General features: G+C 69.1%; 17 protein-coding genes and 1 pseudogene. 6 read left to right on the top strand and 12 right to left on the bottom strand.

Features of this window, described 5'->3' with window-relative positions; translation table 11 throughout:
- Positions 1–116: 116 nt before the first annotated feature.
- The 3 genes from OHA88_RS23410 to OHA88_RS23400 form a co-directional block, all read right to left on the bottom strand.
- Positions 117–455, bottom strand: coding sequence for a P-II family nitrogen regulator (locus OHA88_RS23410; protein ID WP_328626944.1), 339 nt, complete (start codon positions 453–455; stop codon positions 117–119).
- Complete coding sequence (locus tag OHA88_RS23405; protein WP_326814725.1) at positions 452–1774, bottom strand: ammonium transporter; 1323 nt, start codon at positions 1772–1774, stop codon at positions 452–454. Before OHA88_RS23405 ends, OHA88_RS23410 begins: the two co-directional genes overlap by 4 nt.
- A 264-nt stretch (positions 1775–2038) precedes the next feature.
- Positions 2039–3307: an ATP-binding protein gene (locus tag OHA88_RS23400; protein WP_328626943.1), complete on the bottom strand. Its 1269-nt coding sequence runs from the start codon at positions 3305–3307 to the stop codon at positions 2039–2041.
- A gap of 655 nt (positions 3308–3962) precedes the next feature.
- Between OHA88_RS23400 and OHA88_RS23390 the strand changes: the two genes are divergently transcribed.
- From OHA88_RS23390 to OHA88_RS23380, 3 genes are all read left to right on the top strand, one after another.
- Entirely contained in the window at positions 3963–4937 is a 975-nt protein-coding gene (locus OHA88_RS23390) for an aldo/keto reductase (protein ID WP_328626942.1), read from the top strand.
- Positions 4938–4998: 61 nt separating this feature from the next.
- Positions 4999–6033, top strand: coding sequence for a zinc-dependent alcohol dehydrogenase family protein (locus tag OHA88_RS23385; protein WP_328626941.1), 1035 nt, complete (start codon positions 4999–5001; stop codon positions 6031–6033).
- A 246-nt stretch (positions 6034–6279) separates the two neighbouring features.
- Positions 6280–6501: a hypothetical protein gene (locus OHA88_RS23380; protein WP_328626940.1), complete on the top strand. Its 222-nt coding sequence runs from the start codon at positions 6280–6282 to the stop codon at positions 6499–6501.
- Between the two features lie 98 nt (positions 6502–6599).
- Here the strand turns inward: OHA88_RS23380 and OHA88_RS44660 are convergent.
- Positions 6600–7046: pseudogene (locus tag OHA88_RS44660) on the bottom strand (SCO2400 family protein); the annotation flags it as partial.
- A 511-nt stretch (positions 7047–7557) separates the two neighbouring features.
- On the opposite strand from OHA88_RS44660, the gene OHA88_RS23375 reads away from it, so the two are divergent.
- Entirely contained in the window at positions 7558–7911 is a 354-nt protein-coding gene (locus OHA88_RS23375) for a hypothetical protein (RefSeq protein WP_267003805.1), read from the top strand.
- Between the two features lie 381 nt (positions 7912–8292).
- Here the strand turns inward: OHA88_RS23375 and OHA88_RS23370 are convergent, their stop codons facing one another.
- The gene (locus tag OHA88_RS23370; protein ID WP_019056860.1) at positions 8293–8496 is read right to left on the bottom strand and encodes a cold-shock protein; all 204 of its coding nucleotides are present in this window, start codon (positions 8494–8496) and stop codon (positions 8293–8295) included.
- A 476-nt stretch (positions 8497–8972) separates the two neighbouring features.
- Between OHA88_RS23370 and OHA88_RS23365 the strand changes: the two genes are divergently transcribed.
- Positions 8973–9137, top strand: a complete 165-nt coding sequence (locus tag OHA88_RS23365; protein ID WP_328626939.1) for a hypothetical protein — start codon at positions 8973–8975, stop codon at positions 9135–9137.
- A gap of 106 nt (positions 9138–9243) precedes the next feature.
- Positions 9244–10224: a helix-turn-helix transcriptional regulator gene (locus OHA88_RS23360; RefSeq protein ID WP_328626938.1), complete on the top strand. Its 981-nt coding sequence runs from the start codon at positions 9244–9246 to the stop codon at positions 10222–10224.
- Positions 10225–10278: 54 nt separating this feature from the next.
- Here the strand turns inward: OHA88_RS23360 and OHA88_RS23355 are convergent, their stop codons facing one another.
- From OHA88_RS23355 to OHA88_RS23325, 7 genes are all read right to left on the bottom strand, one after another.
- Positions 10279–10521: a hypothetical protein gene (locus OHA88_RS23355; RefSeq protein ID WP_328626937.1), complete on the bottom strand. Its 243-nt coding sequence runs from the start codon at positions 10519–10521 to the stop codon at positions 10279–10281.
- Positions 10518–11984: a phytoene desaturase family protein gene (locus tag OHA88_RS23350; protein ID WP_328626936.1), complete on the bottom strand. Its 1467-nt coding sequence runs from the start codon at positions 11982–11984 to the stop codon at positions 10518–10520. Before OHA88_RS23350 ends, OHA88_RS23355 begins: the two co-directional genes overlap by 4 nt.
- The gene (locus OHA88_RS23345) at positions 11981–12844 is read right to left on the bottom strand and encodes a serine hydrolase domain-containing protein (protein ID WP_328626935.1); all 864 of its coding nucleotides are present in this window, start codon (positions 12842–12844) and stop codon (positions 11981–11983) included. Before OHA88_RS23345 ends, OHA88_RS23350 begins: the two co-directional genes overlap by 4 nt.
- 8 nt (positions 12845–12852) lie before the next feature.
- On the bottom strand, positions 12853–13350 hold the full coding sequence (locus tag OHA88_RS23340) for a hypothetical protein (RefSeq protein WP_328626934.1): 498 nt from the start codon (positions 13348–13350) through the stop codon (positions 12853–12855).
- Positions 13351–13421: 71 nt separating this feature from the next.
- Positions 13422–14429 (bottom strand): HTTM domain-containing protein, encoded by a 1008-nt coding sequence (locus OHA88_RS23335; protein WP_328626933.1) that lies wholly within the window; start codon positions 14427–14429, stop codon positions 13422–13424.
- Positions 14426–15049: a DUF5819 family protein gene (locus OHA88_RS23330; RefSeq protein WP_267003793.1), complete on the bottom strand. Its 624-nt coding sequence runs from the start codon at positions 15047–15049 to the stop codon at positions 14426–14428. Before OHA88_RS23330 ends, OHA88_RS23335 begins: the two co-directional genes overlap by 4 nt.
- An 11-nt stretch (positions 15050–15060) precedes the next feature.
- Positions 15061–15387 carry a hypothetical protein gene (locus OHA88_RS23325; RefSeq protein WP_328626932.1) on the bottom strand — a complete coding sequence of 109 codons (327 nt, stop codon included), beginning with the start codon at positions 15385–15387 and terminating at the stop codon, positions 15061–15063.
- Between the last annotated feature and the right edge of the window lie 557 nt (positions 15388–15944).

The following is a 15944-nucleotide window of genomic DNA, read 5'->3' as shown; positions in this document are numbered from 1 at the left end:
GTGGATTCCGCCGTACACACGGGCGTTGATCATGTCCTCGTTGAGCTGGTCGGCGTACTCGTAGTGCCGTGTGGTGCCGGTGACCTCGGAGGGGACGTCGCGGCGGTCGGCACCGCCTACAGCGCGTCCGGGCCCCGCTCGCCCGTGCGGACCCGGACCACCGTGTCCACGGGCACCGCCCACACCTTGCCGTCGCCGATCTTGCCGGTCCGTGCGGCCCGGACCACCGCGTCGATGACCGGGTCCGCGTCCGCGTCCTCGACGACGACCTCGATGCGGGCCTTGGGCACCAGGTCGACCCGGTACTCGGCGCCCCGGTACACCTCGGTGTGGCCGCGCTGACGCCCGTATCCGCTGGCCTCCGTAACAGTCATTCCGTGCACGCCGAGCTCCCGCAGTGCGGTCTTCACCTCGTCAAGGCGGTACGGCTTGACGATCGCGGTGATGAGCTTCATGTGGCAGGGCTCCTGTCCTTGGAATGAGGTGTCGAGAGGGCCAGGGCCTGCGGGGCGGCATGACCCAGGACGCCGTGATCGTAGGCGCTCTCCGCGTGCACCGTCTGGTCCAGGCCCGTGAGCTCCTCCTCCGTGGAGGCCCGCAGCCCCATCAGCTTGTCGATCGCCTTACCGATCCCGTAGGTCACCAGGAACGTGTACGCAGCCACGGCAAGCACGGCGACGGCCTGCCGGGCGAGCTGGCCCGGTCCGCCGCCGTAGAGGAGACCCTCCTTGCCGCCGGTCATCGTGGCCGTCGCGAACAGGCCGATGAGCAACGTGCCGACGACGCCTCCGACGAAGTGCACGCCGACCACGTCCAGCGAGTCGTCGTAGTCGAACCGGAACTTCCACGCGACCGCGTACGAGCAGACGACGCCCGCCGCGAGTCCGACCACGGCGCCGCCCAGGATGCTGACCGTGCCGCATGCGGGCGTGATCGCCACCAGGCCGGCGACCGCGCCCGACGCCGCGCCGAAGGTGGTCGGGTGGCCGTCGCGCTTCTGCTCGACGAAGAGCCAGCCGAGCAGGCCGGTGGATCCGGCGACGAGGGTGTTGAGGAGAGAGGCCGCTGCCAGACCGTTGGCGCCGAGGGCCGAGCCGCCGTTGAAGCCGAGCCAGCCGAACCAGAGCAGGCCGGCCCCGAGCATCACCATCGGCAGGTTGTGCGGGCGCATCGCGTCCTTCTTGAAGCCGATCCGCGGGCCCACCACCAGGGCGAGTGCCAGACCCGACGCTCCGCACGTGATCTCCACCACGAGTCCACCGGCGAAGTCCAGGGCACCGAGGGAGTGCGCGATCCAGCCGCCGGGTCCCCACACCCAGTGTGCGACGGGAACGTATACGAGCAGGGTCCACACCGGCACGAGGACCAGCCAGGCCGCGAACTTCATGCGGTCCGCGATCGCGCCGCTGATCAGTGCCGCCGTGATGATCGCGAAGGTGAGCTGGAACGTGGTGAACAGCAGGGTGGGGACGCTGCCGGTGAGGGTGCCGGGACCGATGCCCGCCAGGCCCACGTGGTGGAGGTTGCCGATGAGGCCGGCGAAGACGTCGTCGCCGAAGGCCAGCGAATAGCCCGCGACCAGCCAGACGACGGTGACCAGCGCGATGGAGACGAAGCTCATCATCAGCATGTTGAGGACGCTCTTCGAGCGGACCATGCCGCCGTAGAACAGGGCCAGCCCGGGAGTCATCAGCAGGACAAGCGCGGTGGCGGCGAGCAGCCAGGCGGTGTCGCCTGTGTCGAGGCCTGCCGCGGCCAGGGTCACGGGGGTCAAGAGGGAGTCCCTCCTCGGGGCGGCGTGGGGGTCCGGCGACAGAGAGGGTGGCCGGGTCGCGTTTCGTAACGAACACCCATGCGTTTCCGGCACATTTCATTGCGCGGAGGTGACCGAATTCTCACCGCGGATGCGGCGGCGCGGAGTGCTGCAACTACCGCCGCAGGACCCGCTGCGCGGCTCGCCCGACGTGCGCACCGGGGCAAGGAGTTCCCGGCGCTCGCGCTCGGGTGCCTGAGCGGTCGTCACGCGCGAGCCAGGACGCTAGATGCGGGCGAACCTGTCGCTCTGGTCGGAGAACTCCTGGGCCATGGTGCTGCTGACCGTGGGCTGGGTGGTGCCGATCGTCTCCAGGTAGTCGTCCGTGGTGGGGCGGGCCCGGGTTCCGGTGTCGACGGTGCGCTCGAACTGGGCCTGGGAGACGGTACGCGCGACGTGGGCGATGTCGGCGGGCGTGAATCCCTCACTGGCGGACGCGAGTGCCGCGTTGTCGGCCTCCGCGCCCGCTCGTGCCAGGTAGCTCTCCCACAGCGCGGCCCGGGCCGTGTGGTCGGGAGGGCCGATGGGCAGTACGTAGTCGAAGCGACCGTGCCGCAGGAAGGCCGAGTCCAGCGTGGTCACGTTGTTGGTGGCGCAGACCAGCAGTCGGCCGTCCTGACTGCGGAACCGCACGATCGCCTTGAGCAGCTCGTTGACGATGCCGACCGCGGTCGGGTCCGCGCCCGAGCGTTCGACGGCGATCTCCTCGACCTCGTCGATGAAGACCAGTGCGTGGTCGAGCTGGGCGATTTCGTCGAACCGTCGGTTCAGCCCGGCCGCCAGCCCGAATTCGGCGGCGAGACGTGCGGGGAACAGTTCGACGAAGGGCCATCCCAGACGGCTGGCGATCGCGTGCGCGAAAGTGCTCTTGCCCGTCCCGGGCGGACCGAACAGCATGACCGCGCGTGGCAGCTCCACCCCGTGCTGGGCGGCCAGTTCGGGATGGGCCAGCGGCAGGACCAGACGCCGCTCGATGAGCCGCTTCTCCCGCTCCATGCCCGCGACCTTCTGCCACAGCCCCCCGGGCGGCAGCTCCGCTCCGAGCGCGGCCAGCATGCTGATCGCCTGGGGCGTCACGGGCCCGCGCTTCTCGAAGAACACCAGGCCGGAGCGGGTGACGAAGTCGCAGTTGTGCAGAGCGGCGACACCGGTCTCGCCCTCGGGCAGTACCGCGTGCACCGTCCGGACACCACCGGCGAAGAGCCGGTGCTCAAGAGCTGTGATCAGGGCACTGCCCAGACCTCGATGCCGCCAGGACGGGGCCATGCAGATGCGCAGGATCCACGCCCTGTCGCCTTCCACCCTGCTCACGGCAGCCCCGATCATCACATCGTCCGCCACCGCAACCACGGCCGGATGAAGGGCTTGGAGGGCCGCCACGGTGTCGGAGAGCTGGAAGACGGGAGGCTCTCCGGTCGTGCCGCTCTCCGTGTCCAGGAGGATCACCGCCTCGAGATCGTCCTGGGAGTAGTCCCTGACAAACCAACCCGTCATGATCATCTCCGAGTGCTCGGCCGTACTCCCATCATCAGCCGCAGCCCGCGGTGCGACGACCGGGCGTGCTGCGCAGGCCGCGGCCTGCTGTGGGACCGACCTGCTCGGGGGTCACCCGAGCCCGGCGTGCGCGCAGGAAGCGACCCGGCTCGCTGCCGTTCCGCTGCTCACTCGGCATGCCCTCCGGTGCGGCGGGCGCCGTGACCTGCCCGGCAGACGTGTGGGGGGCCCTGTCATACCTCGGAACGCCATTCCCCGGCACAGCGCGGCCTGCCGGAATGCCGGCCCGGGGAGCAGGCTGGACACGTGGAAGATCGGCTTCCCCCATGCGGCGGCCTACGGAGGTCCAGCGACCTGGTGGCCAGGACGAGCCGACCGAGGCCCGTCACCCGCATCGCCTTCTACGTCGGATGGCCCTGCGCCATGGGCGCGGTCATGCGGCCGAAAGGCATCGTCGAGAGAGTCCCGGGCGAAGCCACCGGCGCCGAGCCAGTACGCCGACGCCGAGCAGCAAGGAGAAGCACGTTGGAGATTCTGCCGAGGAGCCGGCCCGGACGGCGGCCCCGAGAGGACGTGGGGCGAGCACGTCACCGACGACGAGCACCACGCCCGGCCCGCACCGCACCGACCCCGACCGACTGAGAGGAAGCACAGCATGCGCACCACCACCCTGGGCAGCAACGGCCCCGAGGTCGGCGTGATCGGACTCGGGTGCATGGGCATGACGTTCTCGTACGACATGAAGACCCCGCGGGACGACGACACGTCCATCGCGGTGATCCGGCAGTCCCTCGATCTGGGCGCAACGCTGATCGACACCGCAGACGTGTACGGGCCCTACACCAACGAGGAGCTGGTCGGCCGAGCCCTCGAGGGGCATCGGGACCGGGCCGTGCTGGCCACCAAGGTCGGTCTGGAGGTGGCCGACCCGACCGGGGGTCCCGAGGGCTCCCCGCTCATCGTCAACAACGGCCGCCCCGAACACGTACGCAAGGCGATCGACGAGAGCCTGCGCCGACTCGGTACCGACCACGTCGACCTGTACCAGCTGCACCGTGTGGACCCCGAGGTGCCCGTCGAGGAGACCTGGGGCGCCATGGCCGAGGCCGTCGAGGCGGGCAAAGCCCGACGGATCGGCCTGTCCGAGGCGACGGTGGACCAGATCAAGCGGGCGCAGTCGGTGCACCCGGTCGCATCGGTGCAGTCCGAGTTCTCGCTGTGGACCCGGGACGTGCTGGCCGAGGTACTGCCGTACTGCCGGGAGCAGGGCATCGCCTTCCTGCCCTACTCACCGCTCGGGCGCGGATTTCTCGTCGGACGGTTCTCGTCCTTCGACGACCTGCCCGAGAACGACTTCCGGCGCCGGCTGCCGCGCTTCCAGCAGGACGCTCTGCGCGCCAACCTCGCCATCGTCGGCCGGGTGCGCGAGATCGCCGACCGGGCGGGGATCACCCCGGCGCAGGTGGCGCTGGCGTGGGTCGTGGCCCAGGGCGAGCACGTCATCCCCATCCCCGGCACCAAGACCCCGAAGTACCTGGCGGACAACGCCGGGGCGGGGGACGTGGAGCTGAGCCCGGCTGATCTGGCGGATCTGGACGCCCTGCCCGCGCCGGAGGGCGGCCGCTACTGACCACTGGCACACCGTCAAGTCGTCCCCCGTACCCAAGAGAAGAATCGATCGGAAAGATCTCATGCGAGCAACATTGATTTACGGTGCCGGTGACGTGCGCGTGGAGAACGTGCCCGACCCGCGGATCCAGCAGCCCACCGACGCGATCGTGCGCGTGGTCCGCTCCTGCATCTGCGGCAGCGATCTGTGGCCCTACGGGTCGAGGCCGGCCACCGAGCACGGTGACCGCATCGGCCACGAGTTCCTCGGCGTCGTGGAGGAGACCGGCTCGGACGTGTCCGGGCTGAAGGCCGGTGACCTGGTCGTCGCCCCGTTCGTCTGGGCCGACAACACCTGCGACTTCTGCGCCGAGGGCCTCCAGACCTCCTGCCGGCACGGAGGATTCTGGGCCGCTGACGACGTGGACGGCGGCCAGGGCGAGGCCGTGCGGGTCCCGCAGGCGCAGGGCACGCTGGTGAAGCTGCCCGTCGCCGAGGACTCCGCGCTGCTGCCGTCCCTGCTGACCCTGTCGGACGTGTTCTGCACCGGGCATCACTGCGCGGTGACGGCCGGGGTCAACCCGCGCACCACGGTCACCGTCATCGGCGACGGTGCGGTCGGACTGTCAGCGGTGCTGGCCGCCAAGCGGCTCGGCGCCGAGCGCATCATCCTCATGGGCCGGCACAAGGACCGCACCGACCTGGGCCGCGACTTCGGCGCGACCGACATCGTCTCGGAACGCGGCGAAGAAGGCATCGAGCGTGTTCGGGAACTGACCCGCGGCGACGGCACCCACACCGTCCTGGAGTGCGTCGGTCTGCTGCCGGCCCTGGAGATGTCCATCGGAGTGGTCCGCGCCGGCGGCACGATCAGCCGGGTCGGCGCGCCGCAGTACGACCAGGTCCCGCTGGGCTTCCCCGAGTTCCTGAGCAACATCACCCTGACCGGTGGCGTGGCCCCGGCCCGCGCCTACATCGATGAGCTCCTGCCCGACGTGCTCGACGGGAAGATCGAGCCGGGCCGCGTCTTCAACCGCACCGTCGGCCTCGACGAGGTGCCCGACGGATACCGGGCCATGGCCGACCGCGAGGCCCTGAAGGTCCTCGTCCAGCCCTGAGCCGATACGCCCCTGGGGTGTGCCGGGCGGCGTACGGTCGCTCGCACCCCAGGGGGCACGGGGGCGCTGTCCGTCCGGGCGCGGACAGCGTTTCCGTCCGCGCACGTGGACGTCTGCGTGCGATGACAGCGACGCGATCAGCCGATGCACACAGCGATCAGACAGATCTGTGCCGGAGATGTCGGATCACCCGCCGACGTGATCGGCAGCAGGTGCACAGCCGATGGGCCTGAGGCGGGGTGTTCGGTGGAAGCGGGCGGCGTCGTCGCCGGGGCCTGGGCCTGGGGCGGCGTCTCGGCGTTGCCTGTGTGCGTCCCGGTGGCCGACTCGGGTGTGGTGTGCGGTGTGGTGTTCGAGGTCGCGGGAGAGGAGGCCGTGGCGGCGGCTTTCGGCTGTCGGCTCGGCGTCGCGGTGTGCGGCACCGCGACGGCGGCGCTCTGCTGTCGGCTCGTTGTCGCGGGGCGGTGAGGGCTGGGATGCCGCGGAACCTGGGTGTCCGGTTGCTCCGATACCGAGTCGGTGGTCGCTGTCCGGGGTGTGGCCGCGGACACCGGCTCCGGCGGTGAGGCTGCGTGTGTGTGGCTGTTGGAAGACCTGGTGGCCGGCAGGGCGGCCACGGTCAGGCCGCCACCGACGAGGGCAACGGCCGTTGCGGCCACGGCCCGGCGCTTGTTCTTCTTCCAACGCGCCAGCTGCCGACGGCGAGCCGCCCGGCCCTGCCCGGTGGAGGCAGTGCCTTCGTGGCCGCTGGACGAACCAGTGGCCGATGCGTCCACCGACGCGTCTCCGGACGCGCCGCTGCCGATCGGGTCCGGCTCGGAGCGATGAGTGCCGGTGTAGGACCCCGGAGCAGGCCACTCCTCCGCGCGCCATGGCTGATTCGCCGTTGGGGTGGAGGCGGCCGTGCCGTGGGAGTGATGGGCGGGCGGGGCAATGTCGGGAGCGTATGCGCCGCACCCCGGGCACACCAGCGCCCCATTGAGAATTCGGCGGCACGCGGAGCAGTAGTCCATCTGCGATCTTTCTGTGATGGCTGCGCCGCCAGGGACGCCGGCGACCTGTCTCGAGTTCGCACGCGGGATCGAGCGGGCAGTAACGCTACTGGCACTCGCCGAAGGTGATGCGCAGCCCTTGTGACGCTGCTGCAAAGATCTGCTGGCGATGGTGCGTCCTGCTCCCGGACATGTCGTCACGAATACCGGGATGAGCGGTTGGGCTTCGCCGGCCCGGGCCGCCGGACCGGGGGCATTTGCGTGGAGCGGGTGAAGGGAATCGAACGCGCGCTCCGGGCTCTGGAATTACCTCGCCGGCGATCGGTGGGTGGAGCAGGCGTGGGTACCGCCCTCGCCTTCCCGCATCTGCGCACGCTTGCGTGCACAGGCCGGAGCATGGTGCCGGCTCCGAGCGCCGACGGGCTCAGCCGGAGCTCTCGACCGTTTTTGCCGCGGCGCGGCGGCATTCGGCATTCAGCCGATGGCCGCACTGCCGGAGCTGATCGGACGGTCCGGTGAATAGAATCGGCTCATGTCGAAGCCCGACGAATTGCTCGTTGACGTCGCCGCCATGGTGGAGTCCGGGCAAAGCAATCAGATGTCCCTGACCGTGGTCACCGGTGGTGCTGTCATCACGGGTCGACTGGCTCCCGAAGCCGTCTGGCGACAGCGGGTGTCGGAGGTCCTGACGGATTCGGCCCACCTGGGCGAGTTCGCCGGCACGTTCACCGCCTCCACCCCCAAGGACGGGCCGCCCACGCATCTGCACTTCCACGTCGCAAGGATCCTGCAGGGAGCTGTGGGGATCCCGGAGACGGGCGGGATGTACCGGGTATCGATCGAGGACGTAAGCGCCTGGACCGTGGGCGACTTCAGTTACCACTGAGCCCCGTCAGGACGAGGACCGGACGACACGCACCTTCCTCGATGCGGCAGGCATCAAGGCGTTCCCGCAGCAAATGAGCAGCACGGTGAATCGCGAGAACGGGCCGAAGTGAAAGCGAAAGCTGATCCGAGCGAAGAAACGGCATCAGTCGCTGAAATTCGTGCAGAACCTCGGGGCCAGGGTCGTACTTCCGGAGTGGAATCTCATACGGAATATTCGTCTGGAGCCGTACGGGGCGCCCCCTACGACGGGGCTGCGATGCCGGGATGCTTGCCGCTGGAAGTGCCGTCGGCTACAGGGGAGGGCTGCACCCTCAAATGGAACGAGCCGGGTCCCGCACCCCAAGGGTGTGCGGAACCCGGCTCGTACTACGCGTCAGCGTCAGGCGGGAACGATGTTCTCGGCCGTCGGGCCCTTCTGGCCCTGCGCGATGTCGAAGGTCACCTTCTGGCCCTCCTGCAGCTCGCGGAAGCCCTGGGCGGCGATGTTCGAGTAGTGGGCGAACACGTCAGCGCCGCCACCGTCCTGCTCGATGAAGCCGAAGCCCTTTTCTGCGTTGAACCACTTCACGGTGCCAGATGCCATGTCAAATCTCCTTCGGGGCAGTGCCCGGAGTCCGCACTGTGCCGACTCCGCGTCGCGCGATGATTGCCCCGCCCGGAAAATGACCGGAAATACAAAAGTGCTCCCAACGACAGTAAAAGCCGATGGAGGCACTTGGAGTTTTTGGGAACCACAACTGCAACTGACATCGACACTAGCACGGTGGGATCAGCTCTGCGTGGTGAATGATTTCGTTCGGCCTGCTGTGTGAGATACCCTCATTGCGCCTTGTTCTGATTTCTCACTTCGCGACCACACATATTGGCTCACCGTGAACGAAGTGTTTCTGCGAAGGTGCCGTCCGTCGGGCACGGACTGTTCCTCTCGACGCGCACCACCGGCGAGACAGTTGCTGAGGACTGCAGGGCAGGTCGACCGTGCGCCTCGCGCGGTAGCGATCGGCCTCGGTCGAAGTGGCGGACGCTTCGGCGCGCAGTCACGTCCGTGATGCGCAGACCGTGCCCGGTGGACTGGACGACGTGCTGCCCGTCGGGGGACCGGTCGGCGGGCGTCGACCCTGCCTGGTGGTCGGTCGTGACGGCGCGGACCTCACGGGTGGCCAGGTCCAGGACGTACCCGCGCCCTCCCCCCTCGGCAACTACGCCCAGGTGGTGCGCTATTAGACTCGCGGATCGAACAGAGACCCGTCGACGGCCGAGCCCGCCTGACCAGCGAGCGCGGCGAGAGAGTCGCTCATTGTTCCAGGGGGAAGACATCGTGAGCACAAGCATGTCTGTTTTCGGATTGTCACAGACGGAAGAGGCGATATATCGGCATCTCTTGCGAAATCAGAAGTCATCCAGTGATGAGATCCATCAACTTTTGCGCATTGCTCCGCAACAGGCCATGGAGTCGGTGAATCGGCTGTGTGCGGTCGGCGTGCTGAAACGCACCGCTCCCGGTCTCTTGTCCGCCGTCAGTCCGGAGACCGCGGTCGGGCGCCTCACCGAGCTGCGCCTGCGCGAGCTGCACCAGGAGCTCGAACGCGTCATCCGATCCCAGCACCTCATCTCCGAACTCCGCACCGAGCAGGGGCCGAAGGGCGTCCCGGTGCACGGCGTGGAGCACCTACAGAGCCTGCCGCAGATCCGTGACAGGATCGACGAACTCGCCTTCTTCGCGCGTGAGGAGATCCTCTCCATCGAGCCCTACACCGCGCTGACGCCCGAAAACATCGCGCACGCCCGCAGGCTCGACCAGCGCTGTCTGCGCCGGAGTGTCCGCATGCGCAGCGTGGTCCGCAAGGAGGCGCTCGATCACCCGCCCACCATGGTCTACCTGCGTGAGCTCGCGGCGCAGGGCGCCACGATCCGGGTGGCCGAGGACATCTCCGAGCGGATCCTCGTCTACGACCGGCGTGCCGCCCTGGTGCCCAAGGACCCCGCCGACACCGCACGTGGCGCCCTGCTGGCCCATGAGGAGGGCCTGGTCGCCAACATCGTGGCCTTGTTCGAGAAGATCTGGGACCAGGCCGAGGACCTGACGGACAGTGCCGACGGACAGGCCGACGCCGATGGCAGCGGTCCCGGGGAGATCGAGCGGCGGGTGCTGGAAGCGATGTGCCGCGGCAGTAAGGACGAGATCGGTGCCCGTGCCCTGGGCATCTCCATACGCACCTACCGACGGCATGTCGCGGAGCTGCTGCGGCTCCTGGGTGCCTCCAGCCGCCCGCACGCCGCCCTGGTGGCCCGCGAACGCGGCTGGATCTGATCACCGGATCCGATCGGAGGGGGCGTGTGTCCTCCGGGCGCGCCGGCCACCGGGTCACCGGGGGACGGCCCAGCCCGGGGGCGCGCTGCCCGCCACCACTGTGGCCACCGCCTCCGCCCCGCCCGGGGCCGGCGTCCCGACGCGCAGCGTGATCCGGTCGCCCCCGACGGCCCAGGCACATGCCCAGTGCGGCGGCAGCCCGGCGAGCAGCCGGACCACGGCGACCGCACCCGGTGCGGCCGATGCCTGCTGCCGGACCAGAACGACCTCCGTCGGTTCCTCACGCGAGGACGTCACCGCGTCGACGCGGTCGCGGCAGGAGAGAGGACGGGAGCCGTGCGGACGCCGAACTCGCGACGCAGTGCCGAAACGGCCGCCAGGTAGCCGGACATGCCGTGCACGCTGGGCCCGGGCGGCGTGGAGGCGGAGCACAGGTACACCCCGCACAGGGGAGTGCGGTAGGGATCCAGGCGCGGGGTCGGGCGCAGGAGGGACTGGGTGAGGGTGATCGCGCCTGCGCCGATGTCCCCGCCGACGTAGTTCGGGTTGTACGACTCGTAGTCGGCCGCGGTGATGGCGCGCTGAGCGATGACCGTGTCACCGAAGCCGGGTGCGTATCGCTCGATCCGGGATCGTACGAGCGGGATCGGGTCACGCGCATCGCCGTTGGGCACGTGGGCGTAGGCCCACACCGGTCGCCTGCCCGGCCGAGCCCGGTCGGGATCGGTGACCGTGGGATCCGAGAGCAGGACGAACGGCTCGCCGGTCGGCACACCCCTGGCGGTGAAGCCTTCCTGACGCACCATCTCGGCGTGGGTACCACCGATATGTACGGTGCCGGCCCGGCCCACCGCCGGGTTGCGCCACGGGATCGGTTCCGAGACCAGGAAGTCGACCTTGGCCGCGCCGGGGCCGTAGCGGAAGGCGGCCAGCGCGCGGGCGTACCGGGCGGGCAACCGGGAAGCGGCGAGAGCGAGGAAGGTCTTGGGGCTGGTGTCGAGGAACACGGTCCTGGCATGCCGCAGTTGGCGTAGGTCGGTGACGGGCGCGCCGGTGTGGAAGAGGCCGCCGTGCGCGGTGATGTCGACGGCCATCGCCTCCGCGATGCGCGCACTTCCCCCACGCGGCAGCGGCCAGCCCGATCCGTGGGCCAGGTGGCCGAGCAGCATCGCGACCGCTCCGGAGGCGATGCTGGGCAGCCGGCCCATCGCATGCGCGGCCACGCCGGTCAGCAGTGCCGCCGCGTCTTCTCCCCGGAAACCGCCGAGTGAGGTGGAGTGGCGCAGCACCCTCCGAGCCAGCAGAAGCGGGGCGAGGGGATCGCGCGGCAGGGTCCGCCGGCCCGCGAGGACGAAGTCGACGACGCCCGCACTGTGATCGAGCAGCGGCTGCATCAGGCTGCGCCAGCGCTCTCCGTCCGGCCCCAGCTGCTCACAGGTCGCGGAGAGGTCCCGGTGGGCGAGGGCGGCTCGGCCGTCGTCGAGCGGGTGGGCATAGCTGATATCCGGGTTCAGCAGTTCGACGCCGCGCGCGCCGAGGTCGAACTCGCGGAAGAAAGGCGAGGCCGCGGCCATCGGATGCACCGCGGCGCACATGTCGTGCATGACGTCCTCGTCGAAGAGCGCCTTGCTGCGCAGCCCGCCGCCGATGTCGTCGGCGCGTTCGTACAGTTCCACCCTCAGGCCTGCGCGTGCCAGCGTGACGGCGGCCGCGAGTCCGTTGGGGCCGGTGCCGACGACCGCGGCGTCGATGCTGGTCATGCGCGTTCGCCTTCGTTCTGTCCCGCCGTGTCCCCGGCGGCGAGCAGACCGAGTCCGATCTTGTCGGTGCGGTCGGGCGAACCGCCGAGCCGGTGCACGAGCACCCAGTTCCCCGTCCGGGGGATCACCCCGGTGAAGGCGGAGGCATCGCGGGTCGCCCCGTTGTGCCACAACAGCGGTCCCGCCGACTGCCAGGACGGCGCCGGCTCGCCCAGCGCACGCCCGAGCAGCAGTCCGGTGACCACGGTGGCGAACGCGCGAGGAGTGGCCCACAGACCGCCCGCGGGCAGCATCGGCCCGTCCAAGGTCCACCGGTCGCGTTCCCTGCCGAACAGGCTCCGTGCGCCCAGCAGTCGATCGGCGGGCGGATGCGCGGTCACCTCGTCCACCCCCAGCGGCGTGAGCACGTGCTCACGAAGCAATTCCTCGTACGGCCGCCCGGCCGCGGACACGAGGGCCGCACCGAGCACGGCGTAACCGAGGTTGGAGTACTCGGCCTCCTGTCCCGGTTGCCTCACGGTGACCTCGCCGAGCCGGCCCAGCAGGGCCCGCAGCGCGTCCTCGTCGAAGGCCGCGTAGGGATCGGGGCCGGTCAGGCCCGGTGGCAGCCGTTGCAGGCCCGAGGTGTGGTCTGCCAGGTTCCGTAGCGTGATCCCCGATCCGGGCGGCGTCGGGAGCCATTGCTCCACCGGGTCGTCGAGGCCGAGCAGGCCCGCCCGGACCATCCGTACCAGTGCGGTGCCGGTGAGAACCTTGGTCAGGGACCCGATCTCGACGAAGGCGGCCGGATCGTGCCCGTGCCGGGCCAGCGGCGGAGCCGAGTTCCTGAGCACGCAGACCGGAACGGGTCGCAGTGACAAGCCCGCCATCAGGACTGCGCCCACTGCTGGAGAAGGGCCTCGCGTTCGGCGGGGCGCGGAGTCTTCCCTGCACCGTGCGCACGCCCCCATGCGCTGAGGACCGCCGGGCTGAGAGTCCCGGCGACGAAGCGGTCCAGTACCTGATGGGACAGTTCGACCTCACGAGGGGTGTACCCGCCGGCGGCGGCCGAGTGTACGAGCAATTCATCCACGCCGTCGGATGCTTGGACACGTACGGTCATCTCGGCGGGACCCTCCGGTCCGCCCAGCCCCATGGCTCCGAGCACCACGTCCAGCGTCATCGACAGCTGCCGGCCGGGAGTCGCTCGCACCGGCGCACCGACGACGGCCACCGAGCTGAGGTCGGTCCACTTCCAGGTGCCGGACCGTGGTCCGACCGCATCGAGGCCCGCGGCGGCCACCCGGACGCCGGCGGCCGACTCACCAGGTGGTGCACCGAGGTGGACCGCATCCTCGGAGACCCAGAACAGCCCGACCATTGCCACAGTTGACTCCACCGTTCGCGTATTGCCATGGGTTCGATCTGAAATGCGTTCTCAGGGAACCGGCCTGACGATCAGCCAGTATTTTCCACCGCCCCGCGGGCGGTCGTGTTGCAGGCGTCCTTTTCCGGCCGCCGCAGCCTTTCACGCAGGGACCGCTCGATCCGGGCCGTGGCGCGGGTCGCGAAGGCAACACCCTCTCCGAGTGGCCGACTCAGGAAGATGAGGTCACACGCCACCATCGTCAGGGCGAAGCCGGTGAGTCCCATGAAGAATCCGATGGAGACATGGAATCCGATGGACGCAACGGCGGCCCATGGGCGCAGCCTCGGCACCAGGATGCCGAGCGGGAAGTACACCAGGAAGAAGGTGGTCGAGTAGGTGCCGACGAAGACCAGCATGTCGTTGCCGTAGACCAGGTCGGACACGCCGGGCAGGGAGAATTCGGGAATGCGCATGATGTAGAAGAGCGCCGTTCCGTCCTGCCACAGCTTGCCCTGCACCTTGTACAGGCCGCTGGTGACGTACACCAGACAGATCTGGGTGGCGATGGCGAGTACGCCGAGATTGTGAAGCGGGGCCCGCAGCGCTCCGAGGCCTTCGGGCATCCGACGGGTCCAGCGCCCGGTGAGTCCCGGCGAGAGCGAGAGCCGGTCGTAGCACCGGGTCAGAACGAGCATCGGGATGACGAGGTAGGCGAGATTGTCGCCGCCGTCGAGGATGAGTGGCTGACGCTGGTAGACGGACCACAGCAGTACCCAGTGCATGACGAGCACGGGACGGCCGCCCACGCCGAAGGTGACGGCCAGCGCGCTCAGCATGCCGACGTGGAAGACGAGTTCGAACCAGGACGCCGAACTGCTGAGCGCGTACAGGCTGAAGGTGCCGTCCCGGTCGAGGGCGGCCAGGAAGTCCTTCCACGGGAACACGCCGTCCGGCCCGAAGAGATACCCGCGGTCGCTGTACTGGCTGACGTAGAACATGAGCCCGACAAAGCCGATCAGCGCCCGCGTGCCGGACACGCCCAGCACGCTCACCGGTTGGCTGCTCCATCTGTCCAGCAGCGGGACGGAGTTGCTCATCGCAGGTCACCTGCCTTCTGCCAGTCGAAGTCCTGCACGCTGATCCTGTCCTTCGCGCTCGGGTCGTCGCGCTTCGACCAGGGCGGCAACTCCCTTACGTACATGCGGATCTGGATGCTCCGGGGATCGCCTCCGCACGCCTGAGGCATCTGCGTCATGGAGTACCGGGAGAGGAAGCGGACGGCGTCCTCGCGTGAGCTCTTCTCGTACGGCATGAGGGGAAGAACCGGCTTCTCCTTCTCCTTCTCCGACTTGCGCAGCCGGTCGAGCAGCGGGTCCGAGTTGTAGAGGGACTGCAGGCTGCTGCCGACCAGCCGTGACATACGGGAGGGGAAGAACCGGCTGTCCTGCGCGGCGTGAATGTACGGCGACGTCACGTCGTAGTACTCGGTGACCCGGCCGTCCGCACATTTCGCCCGGGCTAGAATTCCGCGGTCGTCTGCGAGCGGGTCGGGTGCGAAAAGCATCCAGTTCTGTGCGAAATAGGGGTCCAGATAGTCGCTCACCTTGTCGTAGTAACGCAGTTTTATCGGGGTGTACGGGCTCTGCGAGAAGGCGGCGAGGAGGAAATGAAGGCCCAGGAGGGCGGCGCCGACAAGCAGCACCGCCCTCCTGGTCATGCGGTGTGCCATCACTTGTCGAAGATCGTCTCTGCCGACCGGGTGCCGGCGCCGGCGCCGTCCTTGGGGGCTGAGCCAAGGCTGGCGATCTTCGTCATGTTGCCGACCTGGTTACGGAGGGCGGTAGTGCCGGCGGCCGCCTTGCCGTGCACGTACGCCTTCTGGGCGATCTTGGCGACGGATCCGATCCACATGGGAGCGGCTTCGGGGCCGCCCTTGGTGACGGACGCCTGCTGCAGAACCGGTGCCGCGGGAGCGGCCTGGGCCGAGCCCTGGACGGACAGCACCAGAGCCGCACCACCGAGTGCGATACCGGCAGCAGCGATTGCCTTCTTCATGTTCTCCCCTGTTCTCTCTCTACGGTCCGGATCACTGCCACCCGTTCACCGGGTGAACGGACCGTACGGCGAACGAGGGAATTTCGGCCAAGAAAGACGGCGCGACAAACTGGATGACGCGTTGCGAAGTGCGCCTGGCATTGGCGGTCATTGATTCCCCCGAATTCACCGGACCGTGCTTGCGGGGAAAACAATGCCAGCGGCAGGGCGTCCGATAAAGAGACTTCGGTGTCAACATGTTGCACGGTGCAGGACAGCTTCATGCCAGCGCCCGCGCACCCTTGGGACCTTGGGCGGCAGCGCGAGGCGGCGGCCGGCCTGACCCGTCATGTCCGACCCCGTGTTCGACCTGCCATACCCACGGCTCCGAGAGCGGCAAAAGGGGGCTGGGAGGAAACCGCTCCTGAGTCGGCCCTCGGTCGCGTGCCCCCGGCAGGCCTGCGACACCCGCTTCGGGCTGAGCGGGCCGAAGGTAGGAGCGCAGCCAGAGCCGGATGGTTGACGGGGCTCCTTGGCACGTTGGTGCGGCGGATGCGGTGAGCGTGCGAGGGGCAGGG

The sequence above is a fragment of the Streptomyces sp. NBC_00353 genome, assembly GCF_036108815.1.
In the GTDB taxonomy this organism is placed as follows: domain Bacteria; phylum Actinomycetota; class Actinomycetes; order Streptomycetales; family Streptomycetaceae; genus Streptomyces.
This window is presented reverse-complemented; position numbering and strand designations above follow the sequence as displayed.

Coding starts and splice junctions, on each gene's coding strand:
- OHA88_RS23385 (WP_328626941.1), top strand. CDS start 4,999: ATGCGAGCAACATTGATTTACGGTGCCGGTGACGTGCGCGTGGAGAAC.
- OHA88_RS23350 (WP_328626936.1), bottom strand. CDS start 11,984: ATGACCAGCATCGACGCCGCGGTCGTCGGCACCGGCCCCAACGGACTC.
- OHA88_RS23410 (WP_328626944.1), bottom strand. CDS start 455: ATGAAGCTCATCACCGCGATCGTCAAGCCGTACCGCCTTGACGAGGTG.
- OHA88_RS23360 (WP_328626938.1), top strand. CDS start 9,244: ATGTCTGTTTTCGGATTGTCACAGACGGAAGAGGCGATATATCGGCAT.
- OHA88_RS23325 (WP_328626932.1), bottom strand. CDS start 15,387: ATGAAGAAGGCAATCGCTGCTGCCGGTATCGCACTCGGTGGTGCGGCT.
- OHA88_RS23335 (WP_328626933.1), bottom strand. CDS start 14,429: ATGAGCAACTCCGTCCCGCTGCTGGACAGATGGAGCAGCCAACCGGTG.
- OHA88_RS23400 (WP_328626943.1), bottom strand. CDS start 3,307: ATGACGGGTTGGTTTGTCAGGGACTACTCCCAGGACGATCTCGAGGCG.
- OHA88_RS23375 (WP_267003805.1), top strand. CDS start 7,558: ATGTCGAAGCCCGACGAATTGCTCGTTGACGTCGCCGCCATGGTGGAG.
- OHA88_RS23370 (WP_019056860.1), bottom strand. CDS start 8,496: ATGGCATCTGGCACCGTGAAGTGGTTCAACGCAGAAAAGGGCTTCGGC.
- OHA88_RS23330 (WP_267003793.1), bottom strand. CDS start 15,049: ATGACCAGGAGGGCGGTGCTGCTTGTCGGCGCCGCCCTCCTGGGCCTT.
- OHA88_RS23390 (WP_328626942.1), top strand. CDS start 3,963: ATGCGCACCACCACCCTGGGCAGCAACGGCCCCGAGGTCGGCGTGATC.